We start from the raw sequence: 18176 nt of genomic DNA on the forward strand, positions 1-18176 counted from the left end.
TTGCTAAACTACCGAATTAATTTTATATAAGAAATATTATTACGCAAAATTGCAGATAGTTAAGGAACTGCTGAACAAAAAAAAATCTTCGTAAGTATTTAACTTACAAAGATTTATTTATTTTACTATCTCTTTTTTACAATTAAAAAGGAACATCACTATCATCATCATCGTCATTCAAATTACTGCCAAAAGCTTCATTTGCCGAAGGTAAATTCTTCGTAATAAACGGATTATCATCATGGTTCATTTTTGATGGTAAATCATCATAACCACCTGAAAAATCATCAAGATTATCAAATTTTCCTAAGTGTCCTATAAATTTCAATCGAATGTTTTCAATACCACCATTACGGTGTTTCGCGATCATAATTTCGGCCTGACCTGCTGTTGGCGAAGCTTCATCATCATCCCATTCTTCGATTTTGTAATATTCTGGTCGGTATAAAAACGAAACAATATCCGCATCCTGCTCAATAGCTCCAGATTCACGAAGATCCGATAGTAACGGACGCTTACTTGATCCACGTGTTTCAACGGCACGCGACAACTGCGAAAGTGCAATTACTGGAACATTTAACTCTTTTGCTAAGGCTTTTAAGTTTCGGGAAATTGTCGAAATTTCCTGCTCACGATTTCCTCCTCCCTTATTATTTCCTCCAGCAGTCATCAACTGCAAATAATCAATGATTATAATTTTGATACTATGCTGCGAAACTAAACGACGGCATTTTGCACGTAAATCGAATATCGAAAGTGATGGTGTATCGTCAATAAACAATGGGGCTTTTTCTAAATCTTTTACTTTAGTACTCAGCTGTTCCCATTCGTGTTTTTCTAATTTTCCTGTTCTTAATTTTTCAGAAGACAATCCTGTTTCTGAAGAAATAAGCCTCGTAATCAACTGAACTGATGCCATCTCCAAAGAGAACAAAGCTACCCCATGTCCATATTGAATTGCGATATTTCTTGCCATTGAAAGTACAAAGGCTGTTTTTCCCATCGCAGGTCTCGCTGCAATAATAATTAAATCGCTGGGCTGCCATCCAGAAGTTAATTTATCTAGATTATGAAAACCAGTTTCAACACCACTCAAACCTTCTTTACCGGCAATTTCCTCAATTTTTTTCTTTGCTTGTAAAACTAAACTCTGAGCAGTTTCAGAACTACGTTTAATATTTCCTTGTGTTACTTCGTATAATTTTGACTCGGCTTTATCCAGCAAATCAAATACGTCTGTACTTTCGTCATATGATTCTTCGATAATTTCAGACGAAATTCGAATCAAACTTCTTTGAATAAATTTTTGAAGAATAATACGAGAGTGAAATTCGATATGGGCAGAAGACGCAATCTTTTGAGTAAGCTGAATTAAATAAAAATCTCCGCCTGCTATTTCTAATTTTCCATTTTTCTTTAATTGACTTGAAACTGTCAACAAATCTATTGGTTGCGTTTCTGTAAAAAGCTGTAAAATTGCCTCAAAAATATGTTTGTGTGATTCTTTGTAAAAAGCATCAGGCTGCAAAATATCAATTACATCATCAACCCCTTTTTTATCGATCATCATTGCCCCAAGAACAGCCTCTTCCATCTCTATTACTTGTGGAGGTAATTTACCTTTCTCCAGATTAATAATAGTGGTTTTATCGACTTTTATAGGGTTTACGTTTTTGAAATTTTCCATATAGCGAAAGTAACAAAATTTAAAAAAAAATTGTTATCGAGTTATAACTATTGTGTGTTTATAAATAAGTTTTTTTTGTTGATAACCAAAAAAAAATCCGAAACCGCAGGGCTTCGGATTTAAAATAATATTTTATGAATTTACTCTTTAAACTCGCCCATATTGCTGTATTTGTCCATTCTTTGGGCAATTAGCTCAGCTGTTGATAAGTCTTTCAATTCGTTATATCCTTTGGTAATATATTCCGCAACTGTTTTAAAAGTAGTTTCTCTGTCGTAGTGTGCTCCACCAAGTGGTTCAGGAATAACATCATCAACTAATTTTTGTTTTTTCATATCAGATGAAGTCAATTTCAAAGCTTCAGCAGCACGTTCTTTGTACTCCCAGCTTTTCCATAAAATAGAAGAACATGATTCTGGTGAAATTACAGAATACCATGTATTTTCTAACATATAAACTTTGTCTCCAACACCAATTCCTAAAGCACCTCCAGAAGCCCCTTCACCAACAATAATTGTGATAATCGGCACTTGTAAACGAACCATTTCGAAAATATTTCTAGCGATAGCTTCTCCTTGCCCGCGTTCTTCAGCTTCAAGTCCTGGATAAGCACCCGGAGTATCTACTAAAGTTACAACTGGAATCCCAAATTTCTCTGCCATTTTCATTAAACGCAAAGCTTTACGGTATCCTTCAGGGTTTGCCATACCAAAATTACGATACTGACGTGTTTTAGTATTTGTTCCTTTTTGCTGACCAATGATCATATACGACTGTCCATTTATCTTACCAAGACCGCCAACCATTGCTTTATCATCTTTAAAGTTTCTGTCTCCATGAAGCTCTAAAAAAGTATCACCACAAATTGCTCTGATATAATCTAAAGTATATGGCCTATTTGGATGTCTTGACAATTGTACACGCTGCCAAGCCGTAAGGTTTTTGTATATTTCTTTCTTAGTCTCTACTAATTTCTTGTTGATTTCTTTACAAGTAGGCGTAACATCAACATCAGATTCTTTTCCAATTATAACGCACTTTTCTAACTGTTCTTCAAGTTCTTTTATTGGAAGCTCAAAATCTAAATATTCCATGGATTTTTGAATTTTGTTTTTAAATCGAACCGCAAATATAAAAATATTATATCATTGGCGTAGTTAATTGTTATTAAAGTATCAAATTGTAATTTAAAAATAAGTAAAACTTTACAGTTTTTTCTTGTTTTGGTAATGTTTAAAAACGCCGTTTAAAATAACTGTAATCACAATTATTAAAGCGCCAATATAAAATTCTGTACTCATTTTTTCTTTTCCGCCAAGAATAAAATAAGCCAGCATAATTCCGTAAACAGGCTCTAAATTAGTCGTTAACATTACTGTATAAGGCGTTAATCGCTGCATCACTTTCACCGAAGCTGTAAATGCATAAGCCGTGCAGACAGAAGCTAAAACCAATAACAAAACCCAATTATTTAATGACATCACAAAAAAGTCTGCATTGAATTTTCCTAAAACCAAAAAATAAATTGTGATAAAAAAAACTCCTGCTCCAAATTCATAAAATGTAATTAAGGATGGTTCATGATCTGATATAAGTTTACCATTCATTAAAGTGAATAAAACTCCTAAAATTATTGATATTAAAGCGTAATAAACTCCCGTCAGGTACTTTATTTCTACTTGAAGTATCAAGGCTAAACCTGCAATAATAACTAATCCAAAGAAAACCTCATACCACAGAATTTTGCGCCCATAAAACAGAGGCTCTAATAAAGAAGCAAAAAAAGCTCCGAGCGAAAAAATAGACAATGTTATTGAAACATTAGAGACATGAATTGCTTTGAAGAAAAAAATCCAGTGAAGCGCTATCAATAATCCAACAAAAATGAGTTTAGCAAAAGATTGTGCAGATATAGCAAAAGACTGTTTTTTGTAAACAATAAATACGCCAAGAAAAATTCCAGCTATCAACATTCTAAACCAAACTAAATTTTCGGCGTCAATTGTAATTAAAGCACCCAAAATAGCCGTAAAACCCCAGATAAAAACAATTAAATGAAGATTTAAGTAACTTTTTAAATTATCGTTTCGCATTACGTAATAAGTAAACCGCTAGAATTCCAAAAACAATATTTGGAAACCAAACAGCTAAAAATGGTGAGAAAGTAGATTTTTCGGCAAGTGTACCAAATATTTTATCAAAAAACACAAATGAAAAGGCAATCGCAATTCCAATCGCTAAATTTGTTCCCATACCGCCTCGACGTTTCATAGAAGAAACCGCAACCGCAATAATGGTTAAGATAAAAGCCGAAACCGGCACACTATATTTTTTATAAAGAACTACTAAATAAGTATTAATATTACCTGAACCTCTCTTTTTCTCTTTATCGATAAAGTCGATTAACTTGCCCAAAGTAAGTGTTTCCGCTATGTATACAACAGGAGTTAAATCAGCTAGTTCAAATTTAAACTTGACATTCTTTTCGGGAACCTTTTCGATTACATCATTCAATTCGCCTAAAGTTCTTTTTGTATAATCATACAAAATATACGTTTTCAATTTTGGATCCCACTTAATACGACTTGCAGTAATTTTATAGGTTAACTTCTCTTTTTCAAAATGTTCTAATGTAAAATTAAATGCTGTTTTTGTTTCCTCATTAAAACTATTTACAAAGATAAAATCATGATCATTTATCTGTCTGTAAACATTTGTATTTTCACCCCGCATAAGTTCTTTACCATTTCCTTTAAGATACGTATATCTAAAATTATTATAGCCTTCACTCGCCGCCGGAACAATGAAAAACCCCATTAATAAAACAAAAATAGAAACAATTGTAGCGCCAATAATATAAGGACGCAAGAATCTCGTATACGAAATACCCGAACTTAAAATCGCGATAATTTCTGTATTATTTGCCAGTTTTGATGTAAACCAAATTACTGACAAAAACAGGAATATCGGAAATAAGGAATTTATAAAATAAATAGTAAAATTGTAATAATAGAGCGCAATATCCATAAATGGAATCTTGTTTTCCAGCATCTTATTAACTTTCTCAGATACATCAATTACGATTCCGATTGGCGCAAACAAAAGCAGCATCACAGAAAAAGTTCCAAGGTATCTTTTTAAGATGTATTTATCTATTATTGTTAACATATAAATTTTGTTTCAAATTTAAAAACTTCAGGTTTCACGTTTTAAGTTTCAGATTACTATTGGCAACTTGAAACTTAAAACTAATAAAACTTGAAGCTCTTTTTTTATAGTCTTTGACTCATATTTTTAACCATCATTTCTTTCCATGGTCTAAAATCGCCAGCTAAGATATGTTTTCTAGCTTCACGAACCAACCACATATAAAAACCAAGATTATGAATCGTTGCAATTTGTTTCCCTAAATACTCGTTGGCTGCAAATAAGTGACGTAAATATGCTTTTGAGTATTCTGTATCTACAAAAGTATGTCCCATTTCGTCAATAGGAGAAAAATCAGCCTCCCACTTTTTGTTTTTAATATTGATTGTTCCATTTACAGTAAACAACATTCCGTTTCTTGCATTACGCGTTGGCATAACACAATCAAACATATCAATACCCAATGCAATATTTTCTAATATATTTATAGGAGTTCCAACACCCATTAAATATCGTGGTTTATCTTCTGGAAGAATTTCGCAAACTACTTCAGTCATTGCGTACATTTCCTCAGCAGGTTCTCCAACTGACAATCCTCCAATTGCATTTCCTTGCTGTCCTGCGTTTGCAATATATTCAGCTGACTGGCGACGTAAATCTTTATATGTACTTCCTTGAACAATTGGAAAAAACGTTTGTTCGTAACCGTATTTGTAAGGAACTTTTTCTAAATGATTGATACAACGATCTAACCAACGGTGCGTCATGTGCATAGAACGCTGTGCATATCTGTAGTCACAAGGATATGGCGTACACTCGTCAAAAGCCATAATAATATCGGCTCCAATTGTACGCTGAATTTCCATTACATTTTCTGGCGTAAAAAAGTGATACGAACCATCTATATGCGATTTAAACTTTACTCCTTCTTCCTTAATTTTTCTATTTGAAGAAAGAGAATACACTTGATACCCGCCAGAATCAGTCAAAATATTACGATCCCAATTCATGAATTTATGTAATCCACCAGCTTTTTCAAGAATTTCTGTCTGCGGACGTAAATACAAATGATATGTATTTCCAAGAATAATATCTGGATTAATATCATCTTTCAATTCACGCTGATGCACTCCTTTTACAGAAGCCACCGTTCCAACAGGCATAAAAATAGGCGTTTCGATTACGCCGTGATCAGTAGTTATACTTCCCGCTCTTGCTTTAGACTGCGGATCTTTTTGTAATAAATCGAACTTCATTTGTTTCTTTTTTCAGTCGGCAAAGATAAGCTAATTTCAGGGAAATTTAATTAATTCGGTAATTTGTCAATTATAAAATTGAGTTAATTCCAAAACAATATAAAACCTAAACTCCAGAAATTTTTAAATTTGAATAAAATCAATTAAATGAACCTAGCTCAAAAACTTGGATATCCAGAAAACGCCAAACTATTAATTATTCACGCCGATGATGCCGGATTATCACATTCAGAAAATCAAGCAACAATAAAAGCTCTTCAAAACGGATCTGTAAACTCATATAGCATAATGGTTCCTTGTCCGTGGTTTTTTGAAATAGCAGCTTTCGCTAAAGAAAATCCAAATTACGACTGCGGAATTCATTTGACTTTGACTTGCGAATGGGAAAATTACAAATTCGGCCCAATACTTCCTGTATCAGAAGTTTCAAGTTTAGTCGATCAAAACGGTTATTTCTACAAAACAAGAAAAGATTTCAAGAACAATGCAAAACCTTCTGAAATTAAAAAGGAGCTTACTGCCCAAATCGAAAGAGCTTTGCAATTTAATATTCAACCAACGCATCTCGATTCACACATGTGCAGTATTGGTGTAACTCCAGAAATTTTAGAAATTTATAAAGAGCTGGGAAGAACATACAATTTACCAGTTTTCATTAATAAAGGTTTTGTTGAATCCATTAGTCTGTCTGATGAAAAATATGATTTCACAAATACTCTTTTAGCCGACAATCTTCTAATTGGATATTATACGGATTTCGAAAAAGGAGAACTTAAAAAATCATATGAAAAAGCTTTAGACAATGTAATTCCAGGATTCAATGTTTTCTTGCTTCACCCCGCTTTTGATGATTTTGAAATGCAAGGCATTACAATTAATCATCCCAATTTTGGATCAGAGTGGCGCCAAATTGATTTTGATTTTTTTACCAGTGATGCATGCAAATTAAAGCTTAAAGAAAACAACATTCAATTAGTCACATGGAAAGAGATTAGTCGAACCATATAGTCTATCAACTTTTACTCCTTATAAAAACATTTCAATCTGCATTGATAATTTGATGCAATATCTGCAGGAATTTTCTATTTCATACAATATCTGGAGAAAAGCGGCATAATTTAACAATTGCGACAAACTAAAGCAAAAAATCATTTGTCAGCCCGCAAAATAAAAATTACTTTTGCTCCAGTTTAACTTTTACATATAAAATGAAGCCTAACACACAACAATTAAGCGATTTAACGATCCAAGTAAGAAGAGACATTCTTAGAATGGTACATGCTGTCAACTCAGGTCACCCAGGTGGTTCATTAGGTTGTACTGAATTTTTGGTAACACTATACCAAAACATTATGGATCGTAAAGAAGGTTTTGACATGGATGGAATTGGAGAAGACATCTTCTTTTTATCAAACGGTCACATTTCGCCAGTATTTTACAGCGTTTTAGCTCGAAGCGGTTATTTCCCTGTTTCAGAACTTGCTACTTTCAGATTATTAAACTCTCGTTTACAAGGACACCCAACGACGCACGAAGGATTACCTGGAGTTCGTATGGCTTCTGGATCATTAGGACAAGGTTTATCTGTAGCTCTTGGTGCTGCTCAGGCTAAAAAATTAAATAACGACAATCATTTAATCTATACTCTTCACGGAGACGGAGAATTACAAGAAGGTCAAAACTGGGAAGCTATCATGTATGCTTCTGCTAAAAAAGTAGACAACCTTATTGCAACAATCGACGTTAACGGAAAACAAATTGACGGAACAACTGATGAAGTTCTAGCAATGGGAAGTCTTCGTGCTAAATTCGAAGCTTTTGACTGGGACGTTCTTGAAATCAAAGAAGGAAACAATATTGACGCAATTATCGCTGGTTTAACTGATGCTAAATCTAGAACAGGAAAAGGAAAACCAGTTTGTATTTTATTACATACAGAAATGGGTAACGGGGTTGACTTTATGATGCACACTCATGCATGGCATGGAAAAGCACCAAACAATGATCAATTGGCAAGTGCTTTAGCTCAAAACATTTCAACTTTAGCAGACTATTAAAAAAAGCTTTAAGCTTTAAGCAGTAAGCTTTACGCCTATTGCCTATAGCCTATTGCGTACAGCAAAAAAACAAAAATGAAAAAATACGAAAATACAGGAAGTAAAGATACTCGTTCTGGTTTTGGAGCGGGAATGACTGAATTAGGTCAGAAAAACGAGAACGTTGTAGCACTATGTGCTGATTTAATTGGATCATTAAAATTTGATGATTTCAAGAAAAATCACCCTGAGCGTTTTTTCCAAATTGGAATCGCAGAAGCTAACATGATTGGTATCGCTGCTGGTTTAACAATTGGAGGTAAAATTCCATTTACAGGAACTTTCGCTAACTTCTCAACAGGAAGAGTTTACGATCAAATTCGTCAATCTGTTGCTTACTCTGATAAAAATGTAAAAATCTGTGCATCTCATGCTGGTTTAACATTAGGAGAAGACGGTGCAACTCACCAAATTTTAGAAGATATTGGATTAATGAAAATGCTGCCAGGAATGACTGTAATCAATACTTGCGATTACAACCAGACTAAAGCCGCTACTATTGCATTAGCAGATCACCACGGCCCAGCTTACTTACGTTTCGGTCGCCCAGTTGTAGCTAACTTTACTCCTGCTGACGAACCATTCGTAATTGGAAAAGCAATTTTATTAAACGAAGGAACTGATGTAACAATCGTTGCAACAGGACATTTAGTTTGGGAAGCTCTTATTGCTGCTGAAGCTTTAGAAGCAAAAGGAATCTCTGCTGAAGTAATCAACATCCATACAATCAAACCTCTTGACGAAGAAGCAATCCTTAAATCGGTTGCTAAAACAAAATGTATAGTTACTGCAGAAGAACACAACTACCTTGGAGGTCTTGGAGAAAGCATTTCAGGAGCATTAGCTTTGAACAATCCTACTCCACAAGAGTTTGTAGCGGTACAAGATAGTTTCGGTGAATCTGGAACTCCAGAACAATTAATGGAAAAATACAAACTAAACAACCAAGCAATTGTTGAAGCTGTAGAAAGAGTTATCAAAAGAAAATAATTTCAATTTTCTTACTTTATAAAAAAAACCTCGAAATTTACATTTCGAGGTTTTTTATCTTACAACTCCAACTAATACCAAGATATATCTATAGAAACCTCAGGTGTTGGGAACGGAATATCGAGACTACAAGTTATTGGACCAGAGATCACAAAATTAGAATTTGAATGGGTAGGAGTTTTAAAGGCCCAGTGCCCTACGTGATAGGTCTGCGTACCCGTCACTGTAGAAGAGGTGTAAATATTCCCCACAGTCCAAACACCTACTGTATCTCCAACCAAACCAATAAAATTACTCCTTAAATATCGAGGATTAAAAGCTTCTTTCCACTTGCAACCACCTAAAGTAGAACATGACCTATATTGCAATGTTGATCTTAAAAACATTTCACTAGTCAAAATCGATCCATTCAAAAGAATTGTTTCATTATACAAATCAACAACATGCCTAAGCCTACTACCTGACACATTCATTTCTGCACTTGCAAATGTCTTTACTCTATTTTCATTTGGCAAAACCATTCTACCCGTTAAACTCTTAGAAGCACCTGAAATACTCAATAACTCACCGAATTTTTCTAATTCAGATTTGTGCTCAACTAGCTCTTTTACACTTAAATTTATTTCATTTTCTGATAACAGATAAAAACTACGCTCATTTAGCCAAAAGACTTTACCCGCGATTTTCAACTTTGATTCCGCATTTAGAATCGATTCTAATGCTGCCGAATAAACCAATCTTGATTCAGAAATAACATCTTCTTCAATACCTATTGAATTATCTGAAGTATTCAACATCGACACCAATCCCTTAGAAGAAATCCATTTTTGAAGTTCTTCTTTATTCAATGTCGCCAAATAGGAATATTCCCTAACAAAAGATTCTTCACTTTGAAATGATAACATTTTACCATCCAAAACTGAACCTGAATTTTCTAAAGCAGAAACTTCTTGATTTACCTGATCTTCGCTACTACATGACAAAATAGTAAACCCTAAAAACAATGTAAGTAATTTTTTCATTTTTAAAAATTTAAATATTAATCTTACAAACATACATTTTTACTTAAGATATACATTACGTAAAACCGTAAAACGAAAGTTTTTTCTAAACAAAAAACAAAACCATCAAATAATCAGCAAATTAGCCATTCTTCAACTTCAACATTTTAACATAATTAAATCTTTTCAACGACTAAAGAGATCTACAAATGATACAAAAAAAAACCTCGAAACATAAATTTCGAGGTTTTCCTTTTACAACTTATACAAAGTTAATTCTTTTGATAAGGATATGTTTTATCTAAATAAATTCTTAATCTTGGATTTGCTTTATAATCGTCTTCAATAAACTTTCTAGGATTATTAATTGATTCCGGTTTCGAAGGATCTATAAGCGCTCCAGTAGGTCTTCTAGGAATACCATACAACTCAGTCTCATCTATATTTGGAGTAGCAGGATTATCTCCAATTGGATCCCAAGGGTAATATTTACTTATACCTGTATTAGGAGCATCAGCTGGTTTTGTTACTTCAAACCTAGTACTAAAACCGTCACCATCATCATCAAAATCCAAAAAGTCTGCAATTCCATCACCATCCGTATCATCAATTAAGCTAGCTGGTGGATTTGGATACTTAGTTGTATTTCTAAAATCATAAAGATAACCATCACCATTAACATCTTCTAAATAATCTGGAACACCGTCTCCCATAAACACTCGCGCTCCCGTACTAGAATTAAAAGTATACTCGTTATCCATTCTCTGAAGATCGTACAATTTAATCGTAAACACTAAAGGAGAATATGACGGAATATCATTTTTCACCTGTTCATAATACCCTAATCCAGACGGCAAAAATATAATCCCAGCTCCAAAATCTTGATACGTTACACTTCCATCTGGCGCTGTTGTAGAAACACCCGTTTTAAACTTTGGAAACATTTCTGACCACCCCTCAATCACAGTAACCTCTTCTGCAGTTGAAATAGCATATGGAAACAATAAAAATTTTCTTCCAACCCCATAAGACTGGTCAAAAACCTTCCCATTTAATAAATTACCTTTATAAGCAGCTACAATTTTATCAGTATTAGTAGGGGATTGCCCCGATCCTTTTCTTAAAGTTAAATAATAAACATTATAGGTGATATTATTACTATAGACATTTCTAGTCTCTAACGGATATACCTTTTGATCCCAAATAGAAGTTTCAGTTCCTCCTGCAGGAATTTTTTCAATAACAACATCAAAATTAGGAGTTACTTCCTTGATATAATTAGTCTTTAAATATTTAATAATAGAATCATTATCTGCTTTATACTGTTCTGCATAATCTCTTACCGGCACCACCACTACATCCTCATCATCGTCCTTTTTAGAACAGGAAACCAAAGAAATACCTGCAAGCAATAAAATAAAATAATATTTAAATTTGTTCATTATTGTCCTTTTTTTAGGTGCGCAAGATACAATATTGATTTATTTTTGTAAAGAATTTAACTTTGATTTTAGAAAAATTATGCGAATAGATAAATACCTGTGGTGTGTTCGGTATTACAAAACCAGAAATATGGTAACCGAAGCCTGCAAAAAGAACCATATTACTGTAAATGGGCAGGTTGCAAAGCCTTCTAAAGAGGTTTTTCCTACTGACCGAATTACCTTTAGAAAGGATCAAATTACTCAAATTATAACCGTACTTGATATTCCTGAAAATCGTGTTGGAGCAAAACTAGTCGATATATATCGTAAAAACGAAACTCCGCCCGAAGCTTATGCTCATCTTGAATTATTAAAACTTTCGAAAGAGCATTATCGAAAAAGCGGTACTGGAAGACCAACCAAAAAAGACCGAAGAGATATTGACGAATATGGAAATGACATTATTGATGAAGACGATGAAAATTAAATTCTAAATCATCAAAAAATCAAAACCTCAACATTGGAATTTAAAATTTGTAATTTAGCCAAAAAATTAAATCATGAGCAACAACATCATCTTAACCAATCAGGAAATCGAACACAAAATAAAACGTATCGCTTATCAAATCTACGAGACATTTGTCGATGAGAACGAAGTTGTTATTGCTGGAATCGCATCAAACGGATCTATTTTTGCTCAAAAAATTGCTTCGGCTTTAAGTGAAATTTCAACACTAAAAGTTTCTCTTTGCGAAGTTAAGATCAATAAACAAAATCCGCAATTACCTATTCATACTTCTTTACCAAAAGAAGATTACGAAAACAAAGGACTGGTATTAGTTGATGACGTTTTAAATTCAGGCACAACTTTAATCTATGCTGTTCGCCACTTTTTAGACGTTCCATTAAAAAAATTCAAAACAGCGGTCTTAGTTGATCGTAATCACAAAAAGTATCCTGTAAAAGCAGACTTCAAAGGCATATCACTATCTACTTCTTTATTAGAGCACGTTCAGGTGGTTTTTGATGAAAGCAATGGCGATTCAGCCTTTTTAAGCTAGAATCTTCAAAATATCCTCAACAGTTTCGTCGACAGTTTTATCATCAACCACAACCTTAAATTGCGCGTGGTTGTAGTAAAAACTTCTGTCGAACAAATGTTTTGCGATAAACTCTTTCATTTCTTCCTCATTCATATCAGCTATCAAAGGGCGTTTACTTTTATTATGTACTAATCTATTATATAAAGTATCAATAGACGCCTTTAAATAAACTGAAACAAGATCCTCATTTTGCAATAATAAATGATTATTAGCATAACATGGAGTCCCTCCACCCAAACCTATAATATAATTTTCTGGAGATTGCAGCAATTCTAAGAACATTTCATGCTCTAATTTTCGAAAATAAATTTCTCCATGCTGCTCAAAAATGTCTTTTATAGACAAATTTGCTTTTTTTTCGATGCAAACATCCAAATCTAAAAACGGAATTTCAGTAATTTTTGATAAGTTTTGGGCAATTGTTGACTTTCCGCAACCCATATATCCTAATAATACAATCTTTTTCATTTTAATAATAACCTATAAATTAAGGCGTTGTAAATTTTGATTAAAAAAAGACAAATTTATAATAAAAATGCTTGCAAATAATAAAATAAACTCCTTATATTTGCACCCGCATTCAAGGAAAGAATATGACTCGATAGCTCAGTCGGTAGAGCACATCACTTTTAATGATGGGGTCCTGGGTTCGAGCCCCAGTCGGGTCACAAATTTTGTGATTTAACAAACACTTTCCTTGATAGCAATGACTCGATAGCTCAGTCGGTAGAGCACATCACTTTTAATGATGGGGTCCTGGGTTCGAGCCCCAGTCGGGTCACAAAAAAGGTCGAGTATTAATTTACTCGACCTTTTTTCATTTTAGGCCATGTGGAGAAACGGTAGACTCGCCATCTTGAGGGGGTGGTGCTCGCAAGGGCGTGAGGGTTCAAATCCCTCCATGGTCACTAAAAAGGAAAAAGCATAATTTTACACATTTTTCCTTATTTTTTTGTTTACAACACCTGCTTTAATTATTTATTAAATTTACTTAAGAAAAGGCTTTGATATATCAAAAATAACTTCTTATATTTGCACCCGCGTTCAGAGAATGCAATGACTCGATAGCTCAGTCGGTAGAGCACATCACTTTTAATGATGGGGTCCTGGGTTCGAGCCCCAGTCGGGTCACAAAAGGTCGAGTATTAATTTACTCGGCCTTTTTTATTTTAGGCCATGTGGAGAAACGGTAGACTCGCCATCTTGAGGGGGTGGTGCTCGCAAGGGCGTGAGGGTTCAAATCCCTCCATGGTCACTAAAAACAAGGAAAAGTATATTTTTATGTTTTTCCTTTTTTTTATGCTTTGTATTTTTCCTCGTTAATCTTTTCCGTACGTACTAAGAGTAATTATAATTCGTTTTACAACTCAATGAAAGCATACTTTTCTTTTTTGTTTCTTTTAGCACTTCCTTATTTCTGCAAAGCACAGATTGACACCACCTATATTAAACCTTTTGACAATAAACTTTCCCTGAGAATTTATTTATCTATGAAATTTATATCAATGGAACAAGAAGTAGATGGTGAGATTAAAAAATTTATGCCAAATAGCCCCATGAGCTTAGGCGCAGGAGTCTCTATAAACAACACAATAATCAATCTGAGTTTAGGTTACGGGTTAAACTTCATGAAAGATGACAAGAAAGGAAGAACGAAAGCACTAGACTTTCAAATTCATAACTATGGAAGAAAATTCATAATAGATCTCTTTGTCCAAAAGTATCATGGTTTTTACACTTCTGACAATGCAGATAAAAATATACAATTGTATCCCGATTTAAAAATTCAGCAATATGGAGCTTTCGGACAATATGTTTTTAATAATAAGAAGTTCTCTTATAAAGCCGCTTTCAATCAAAATGAAAAACAATTAAAATCAGCAGGAAGCTTTTTAGCAGGCGGAGGAATTTACTTCTCAAAGATAAACTCAGACAGTTCCTTTGTACACAAATCAAAAAATTCACTGCGTAATTTTCAATTTGGATTCAGCGGCGGTTACGCTTATACTTGGGCAATCAATAAAAGATGGTTCGCCAGCGGTTCAGCAACAACGGGAGTTAACTTTGGCACTGAAAGAATAAATGATTTTGGCAAACAAAAAATAGAAATCTACCCTACATTTTTCCCGCGAATTTCCGTTGGATACAACAAAGAGAAATGGTCACTTGGATTATCATACGTTAATAATTTTATCTTTTCTTCTTTCTCAGAAAATAACAACAGTAACATTGGCTTATCTTCAGGAAATTTCCAAATTGGATACATCTGGAGATTAGACTCGAATCCTTTCTTCAGCAAGAAAAAATCAGAATAAAGCATTCCTTTTTTACTTCGTTAGAAGATATTTTGCAACAGCATCATAAGCAGGCAGAGAATACGGATCGTTTGCTGTATTTCCCGCTATAGGATTTGAAGCAAAACGCACAATAACCATATCTGCTTTTGGATCAACATAAATAACCTGTCCATGTACACCTCGAGCACAAAACGCACCGTGATCATTATTTGTTATCCACCACATATTTCTATAACTCCAACCTTTCAAGAGCGAATATCCAGCTTTTTCAAATGCTTTTTTATCACCGCCTTTTTTAATATCATCAATAGCAGTTTTAGGAATAATTTGCTCCTGTCCTACTTTACCATCATTTAAAATCAACTGACCAAAGCGAGCCATATCTCGTAAACCAAGATTAAAACCACCACCCGCAAAAGGTGTTCCTATTGCATCTACCGAAAAATACCCGTCTTGTTCAGCCCCAATTTTTCTCCATATGCGCTCAGACAAAACCTCAGCAACAGATTTACCAGTCACGCGGGCTATAATCCAGCCCAAAACATCTGAATTAACCGTTTTATATCCAAAAGCATCTCCGTGAATACCATTTTTCTTCACTGTAGGCAAATATTCATAATAAGTTCTTGGTCCATCATAATCTTTAGGTTTTGGGAGTGGATTCCCTGCCGCAGAGAATTTCCAAATTTCAGCATTAGGATCTGCATAGTCTTCACTAAACTGCAACGCCGTTGTCATATCCATAACCTGCCTTACCGTTGCATCTCCAAAAGCAGAATTTTTAAGCTCTGGAATATAATAAGAAACCATTTTTTCAGTATCTATCAAACCCTCTTTAGCTAATATAATCCCAAGAGTTCCCGTAAACGATTTGGTAACTGACATTGCTGCATGCTGCCCGTCAATCGTCAAAGCACCAAAATACTTTTCATAAACAATTTTTCCGTGATGCATAACAATCACTCCATCTGCATAAACCTTTTCCAGCGACTCTTCCCATGTCATCTGCTTTGTTTCTCCAAGAGGCACAAATTTTACTTTATCAATATCTCTGTCAAAATTTGTTGTTATAGGAATTGAAGCTCCTAATCCGCGAGAAACATTTACAGTCGGCATAAACTGACGCATATGCGCAACGCTCCACCTAAGAGCTGGAAACTGAAAAAAACTTCCATCATCAAATCGAGGAATACGGTCAGCCGGCGGCGGCGAACCAATCATCCACCCCATTCTTGCAGGATCACTTTGCAGCGCATCTAAATATTTTGTTTTTTCTTGAGCTGTTGAAATACCCATACAGAAAAACATCAGAACGAAAAACAATAACTGAGAACAAAAATGAACTGGTTTCATATTTTCTAATTTATTAGGAATGAGCACTAAAAGATTAAAAATGGGGAGGTAATAAAATCTTAGTAATATTAATTATAGGAATTTACGCTAAGTTAAGAACTTAATTTAAAACACTTTACCATGTACGCTATAATACTTCTGCCAAAAAAGAAAAATAATCATTATTTAATAAAAAGAACTTCTCTTACAAAACAAAACTTTCTTAAATTCGTTTCAAAATAATTAACCACTAATCCCAAATTAGTTTATGAAAAACCTATTAGTATTATTCTTTATTATGATTACCTGCTCATTATCGGCACAATCGGCAACCAGTTATTTTGACAAAGCCATGAAAAAAGCCGAAGCTGGCAACACAAAAGGTGCGATCGCTGACTACACTAAAGCAATCAGCATGAATTCGAAATTTGCTGAAGCTTACCAAAACCGAGGCGTAGCAAAACTCAAACTTAATGATCTAAAAGGGGCCTTGGCCGATTTTAGCAAAACAATTGAACTTGACAGCATGAATGCAGATGCTTTTACAGGCAGAGCAAACGTAAACTATAAATTAATGAATTTTAAAGGCACAATCGAAGACTGCACCTCATCTCTCGGTTTAAACCCAAAAGATTATATTGCATACAATCTACGAGGATTGGCTTATAATAAAATTGACGACAAAAAAAATGCCTGTAAAGATTTTTCAAAAGCCATAGAACTTGGAAGTCAAAGCGCTATAAAAAATAAAGCTACATTTTGTAAATAAAAAACAAGCTTTGAAAAGCAAAAAAGCAATCTGTAAATATTTTTTTACAGATTGCTTTTTTGTTTAGACAAAAACAAGCGTAAAGCACTAATAATCTATGATTTTCATTGTCAGCTAAGAGATTTTCTAAGATTTTCTTCTATTTTTGTTTATCTAATTGTAAAAAATGGTAAACAACATAAAAACTGTTTTCAGTATTAAAGATCTAGAGAATTTATCTGGAATAAAAGCGCATACGATTCGTATTTGGGAAAAGAGATATAATATTCTAGAACCAATGCGTACAGATACTAATATAAGATTTTACAATCTGCAGAATCTGCAAAAACTACTAAATATAACTTTACTGCATGAGTATGGTTATAAAATTTCTAAAATTGCAACTTATCCTGAGGAAAGGATACCAGAACTAGTTCGCGAAATTATATCGAAGAAAAATTCTCAAAACTATGCCATAACTTCTTTTAAAATGGCAATGATGAATTTTGATCAGGAATTATTCTTCAATACTTTCGATTGGCTTATTGCCGAAAAAACATTCAAAGAAGTTTTCAAAGAACATTTTCTTCCTTTGTTGAAAGAACTAGGATTATTGTGGCAGTCAGAAACCATCACGCCGGCAAATGAACATTTTATGAGTCATTTGATTAAGCAAAAAATATTGATATACACAGAAAGTCTTCAAATTCGAAAACCAACAAAAACAGATAGAATCTTTGTGCTTTCACTGCCTTTAAATGAAGTGCACAATATAGGATTGCTCTATCTTCAATACGAAATTTTATCAAAAGGATATAAAACCATTTATCTTGGCGAAAGTATGCCGATAGAAAACCTGCAGGATTTAACGAAGCATTTTGAAAACATCACTTTTGTATCAATGATGACCATTCAGCCAGACCGCAGCGTTATCAATCAATATGTAAAGTCTATGGGACAAAAACTATTGCTGAAAAACAATGAAATATGGTTGATAGGCAATATGGTTGAGTATATTGATAAAAAAGTTTTACCCGAAAGAATTCAAATTTTTGATTCAATGCAAGAAACAATCGAAAGAATTTAATTCTATTG

General features: G+C 33.8%; 17 protein-coding genes and 5 tRNA genes. 13 read left to right on the plus strand and 9 right to left on the minus strand.

The features are described from left to right. Positions 1–142: 142 nt before the first annotated feature. The 5 genes from dnaB to tgt all read right to left on the minus strand — a co-directional run bounded on the left by dnaB (position 143) and on the right by tgt (position 6090). Positions 143–1687 (minus strand): replicative DNA helicase, encoded by a 1545-nt coding sequence (dnaB, locus tag ACHRV0_RS18375; protein ID WP_089054216.1) that lies wholly within the window; start codon positions 1685–1687, stop codon positions 143–145. 140 nt (positions 1688–1827) lie between these two features. Continuing rightward, the gene (locus ACHRV0_RS18380; RefSeq protein WP_089054215.1) at positions 1828–2781 is read right to left on the minus strand and encodes an acetyl-CoA carboxylase carboxyltransferase subunit alpha; all 954 of its coding nucleotides are present in this window, start codon (positions 2779–2781) and stop codon (positions 1828–1830) included. A 111-nt stretch (positions 2782–2892) separates the two neighbouring features. After that, positions 2893–3780 carry a DMT family transporter gene (locus tag ACHRV0_RS18385; protein ID WP_395441958.1) on the minus strand — a complete coding sequence of 296 codons (888 nt, stop codon included), beginning with the start codon at positions 3778–3780 and terminating at the stop codon, positions 2893–2895. Next, entirely contained in the window at positions 3767–4855 is a 1089-nt protein-coding gene (locus ACHRV0_RS18390) for an LptF/LptG family permease (RefSeq protein ID WP_089054213.1), read from the minus strand. Before ACHRV0_RS18390 ends, ACHRV0_RS18385 begins: the two co-directional genes overlap by 14 nt. Before the next feature lie 104 nt (positions 4856–4959). Continuing rightward, the gene (tgt, locus tag ACHRV0_RS18395) at positions 4960–6090 is read right to left on the minus strand and encodes a tRNA guanosine(34) transglycosylase Tgt (RefSeq protein WP_395441960.1); all 1131 of its coding nucleotides are present in this window, start codon (positions 6088–6090) and stop codon (positions 4960–4962) included. 147 nt (positions 6091–6237) lie between these two features. Here tgt and ACHRV0_RS18400 point away from each other — a divergent pair, with 147 nt between their 5' ends. The 3 genes from ACHRV0_RS18400 to ACHRV0_RS18410 all read left to right on the plus strand — a co-directional run bounded on the left by ACHRV0_RS18400 (position 6238) and on the right by ACHRV0_RS18410 (position 9176). Continuing rightward, complete coding sequence (locus ACHRV0_RS18400; RefSeq protein ID WP_395441961.1) at positions 6238–7098, plus strand: polysaccharide deacetylase family protein; 861 nt, start codon at positions 6238–6240, stop codon at positions 7096–7098. A 200-nt stretch (positions 7099–7298) separates the two neighbouring features. After that, positions 7299–8147, plus strand: coding sequence for a transketolase (locus ACHRV0_RS18405; protein ID WP_089054210.1), 849 nt, complete (start codon positions 7299–7301; stop codon positions 8145–8147). A 75-nt stretch (positions 8148–8222) separates the two neighbouring features. Then, complete coding sequence (locus ACHRV0_RS18410; RefSeq protein ID WP_395441963.1) at positions 8223–9176, plus strand: transketolase family protein; 954 nt, start codon at positions 8223–8225, stop codon at positions 9174–9176. 71 nt (positions 9177–9247) lie between these two features. Here ACHRV0_RS18410 and ACHRV0_RS18415 read toward each other — a convergent pair whose 3' ends face one another. Beyond that, positions 9248–10198, minus strand: coding sequence for a hypothetical protein (locus ACHRV0_RS18415; RefSeq protein ID WP_395441965.1), 951 nt, complete (start codon positions 10196–10198; stop codon positions 9248–9250). Positions 10199–10449: 251 nt separating this feature from the next. Beyond that, positions 10450–11619, minus strand: coding sequence for an FKBP-type peptidyl-prolyl cis-trans isomerase (locus tag ACHRV0_RS18420; RefSeq protein ID WP_395441967.1), 1170 nt, complete (start codon positions 11617–11619; stop codon positions 10450–10452). 79 nt (positions 11620–11698) lie between these two features. On the opposite strand from ACHRV0_RS18420, the gene ACHRV0_RS18425 reads away from it, so the two are divergent. Beyond that, positions 11699–12088, plus strand: coding sequence for an RNA-binding S4 domain-containing protein (locus ACHRV0_RS18425; RefSeq protein WP_129025724.1), 390 nt, complete (start codon positions 11699–11701; stop codon positions 12086–12088). A 73-nt stretch (positions 12089–12161) separates the two neighbouring features. After that, entirely contained in the window at positions 12162–12662 is a 501-nt protein-coding gene (locus ACHRV0_RS18430; protein WP_089054206.1) for a phosphoribosyltransferase family protein, read from the plus strand. On the opposite strand, the gene ACHRV0_RS18435 is transcribed toward ACHRV0_RS18430, so the two are convergent. Beyond that, positions 12654–13172: a shikimate kinase gene (locus ACHRV0_RS18435; RefSeq protein WP_129025728.1), complete on the minus strand. Its 519-nt coding sequence runs from the start codon at positions 13170–13172 to the stop codon at positions 12654–12656. The two genes, ACHRV0_RS18430 and ACHRV0_RS18435, sit on opposite strands and share 9 nt — an antisense overlap. Before the next feature lie 127 nt (positions 13173–13299). On the opposite strand from ACHRV0_RS18435, the gene ACHRV0_RS18440 reads away from it, so the two are divergent. From ACHRV0_RS18440 to ACHRV0_RS18465, 6 genes are all read left to right on the plus strand, one after another. After that, positions 13300–13372 (plus strand) — tRNA-Lys (locus tag ACHRV0_RS18440). A 40-nt stretch (positions 13373–13412) separates the two neighbouring features. After that, positions 13413–13485: transfer RNA gene (locus ACHRV0_RS18445), tRNA-Lys, on the plus strand. 44 nt (positions 13486–13529) lie between these two features. Then, positions 13530–13612, plus strand: a tRNA-Leu gene (locus tag ACHRV0_RS18450). 150 nt (positions 13613–13762) lie between these two features. Then, positions 13763–13835, plus strand: a tRNA-Lys gene (locus ACHRV0_RS18455). Positions 13836–13876: 41 nt separating this feature from the next. Beyond that, positions 13877–13959, plus strand: a tRNA-Leu gene (locus tag ACHRV0_RS18460). A 115-nt stretch (positions 13960–14074) separates the two neighbouring features. Beyond that, positions 14075–15019 (plus strand): DUF4421 family protein, encoded by a 945-nt coding sequence (locus ACHRV0_RS18465; RefSeq protein ID WP_395441969.1) that lies wholly within the window; start codon positions 14075–14077, stop codon positions 15017–15019. Between the two features lie 12 nt (positions 15020–15031). Here the strand turns inward: ACHRV0_RS18465 and ACHRV0_RS18470 are convergent, their stop codons facing one another. Beyond that, positions 15032–16354 carry a serine hydrolase domain-containing protein gene (locus ACHRV0_RS18470; RefSeq protein WP_395441971.1) on the minus strand — a complete coding sequence of 441 codons (1323 nt, stop codon included), beginning with the start codon at positions 16352–16354 and terminating at the stop codon, positions 15032–15034. A 247-nt stretch (positions 16355–16601) separates the two neighbouring features. Between ACHRV0_RS18470 and ACHRV0_RS18475 the strand changes: the two genes are divergently transcribed. Then, the gene (locus tag ACHRV0_RS18475; protein ID WP_241687472.1) at positions 16602–17102 is read left to right on the plus strand and encodes a hypothetical protein; all 501 of its coding nucleotides are present in this window, start codon (positions 16602–16604) and stop codon (positions 17100–17102) included. A gap of 166 nt (positions 17103–17268) precedes the next feature. Further along, positions 17269–18168 (plus strand): MerR family transcriptional regulator, encoded by a 900-nt coding sequence (locus ACHRV0_RS18480; protein WP_129023517.1) that lies wholly within the window; start codon positions 17269–17271, stop codon positions 18166–18168. Positions 18169–18176: the final 8 nt, after the last annotated feature.

The organism is Flavobacterium sp. FlaQc-30, from assembly GCF_044005885.1.
Lineage (GTDB): Bacteria > Bacteroidota > Bacteroidia > Flavobacteriales > Flavobacteriaceae > Flavobacterium.

What these genes read in the sequence shown, in the direction of transcription:
- ACHRV0_RS18380 (WP_089054215.1), bottom strand. Translation starts at nt 2,781, where the DNA reads ATGGAATATTTAGATTTTGAGCTTCCAATAAAAGAACTTGAAGAACAG.
- ACHRV0_RS18480 (WP_129023517.1), top strand. Translation starts at nt 17,269, where the DNA reads ATGGTAAACAACATAAAAACTGTTTTCAGTATTAAAGATCTAGAGAAT.
- ACHRV0_RS18465 (WP_395441969.1), top strand. Translation starts at nt 14,075, where the DNA reads ATGAAAGCATACTTTTCTTTTTTGTTTCTTTTAGCACTTCCTTATTTC.
- ACHRV0_RS18420 (WP_395441967.1), bottom strand. Translation starts at nt 11,619, where the DNA reads ATGAACAAATTTAAATATTATTTTATTTTATTGCTTGCAGGTATTTCT.
- ACHRV0_RS18470 (WP_395441971.1), bottom strand. Translation starts at nt 16,354, where the DNA reads ATGAAACCAGTTCATTTTTGTTCTCAGTTATTGTTTTTCGTTCTGATG.
- ACHRV0_RS18475 (WP_241687472.1), top strand. Translation starts at nt 16,602, where the DNA reads ATGAAAAACCTATTAGTATTATTCTTTATTATGATTACCTGCTCATTA.
- dnaB (WP_089054216.1), bottom strand. Translation starts at nt 1,687, where the DNA reads ATGGAAAATTTCAAAAACGTAAACCCTATAAAAGTCGATAAAACCACT.
- tgt (WP_395441960.1), bottom strand. Translation starts at nt 6,090, where the DNA reads ATGAAGTTCGATTTATTACAAAAAGATCCGCAGTCTAAAGCAAGAGCG.
- ACHRV0_RS18415 (WP_395441965.1), bottom strand. Translation starts at nt 10,198, where the DNA reads ATGAAAAAATTACTTACATTGTTTTTAGGGTTTACTATTTTGTCATGT.
- ACHRV0_RS18385 (WP_395441958.1), bottom strand. Translation starts at nt 3,780, where the DNA reads ATGCGAAACGATAATTTAAAAAGTTACTTAAATCTTCATTTAATTGTT.
- ACHRV0_RS18430 (WP_089054206.1), top strand. Translation starts at nt 12,162, where the DNA reads ATGAGCAACAACATCATCTTAACCAATCAGGAAATCGAACACAAAATA.
- ACHRV0_RS18400 (WP_395441961.1), top strand. Translation starts at nt 6,238, where the DNA reads ATGAACCTAGCTCAAAAACTTGGATATCCAGAAAACGCCAAACTATTA.
- ACHRV0_RS18435 (WP_129025728.1), bottom strand. Translation starts at nt 13,172, where the DNA reads ATGAAAAAGATTGTATTATTAGGATATATGGGTTGCGGAAAGTCAACA.
- ACHRV0_RS18425 (WP_129025724.1), top strand. Translation starts at nt 11,699, where the DNA reads ATGCGAATAGATAAATACCTGTGGTGTGTTCGGTATTACAAAACCAGA.
- ACHRV0_RS18410 (WP_395441963.1), top strand. Translation starts at nt 8,223, where the DNA reads ATGAAAAAATACGAAAATACAGGAAGTAAAGATACTCGTTCTGGTTTT.
- ACHRV0_RS18405 (WP_089054210.1), top strand. Translation starts at nt 7,299, where the DNA reads ATGAAGCCTAACACACAACAATTAAGCGATTTAACGATCCAAGTAAGA.
- ACHRV0_RS18390 (WP_089054213.1), bottom strand. Translation starts at nt 4,855, where the DNA reads ATGTTAACAATAATAGATAAATACATCTTAAAAAGATACCTTGGAACT.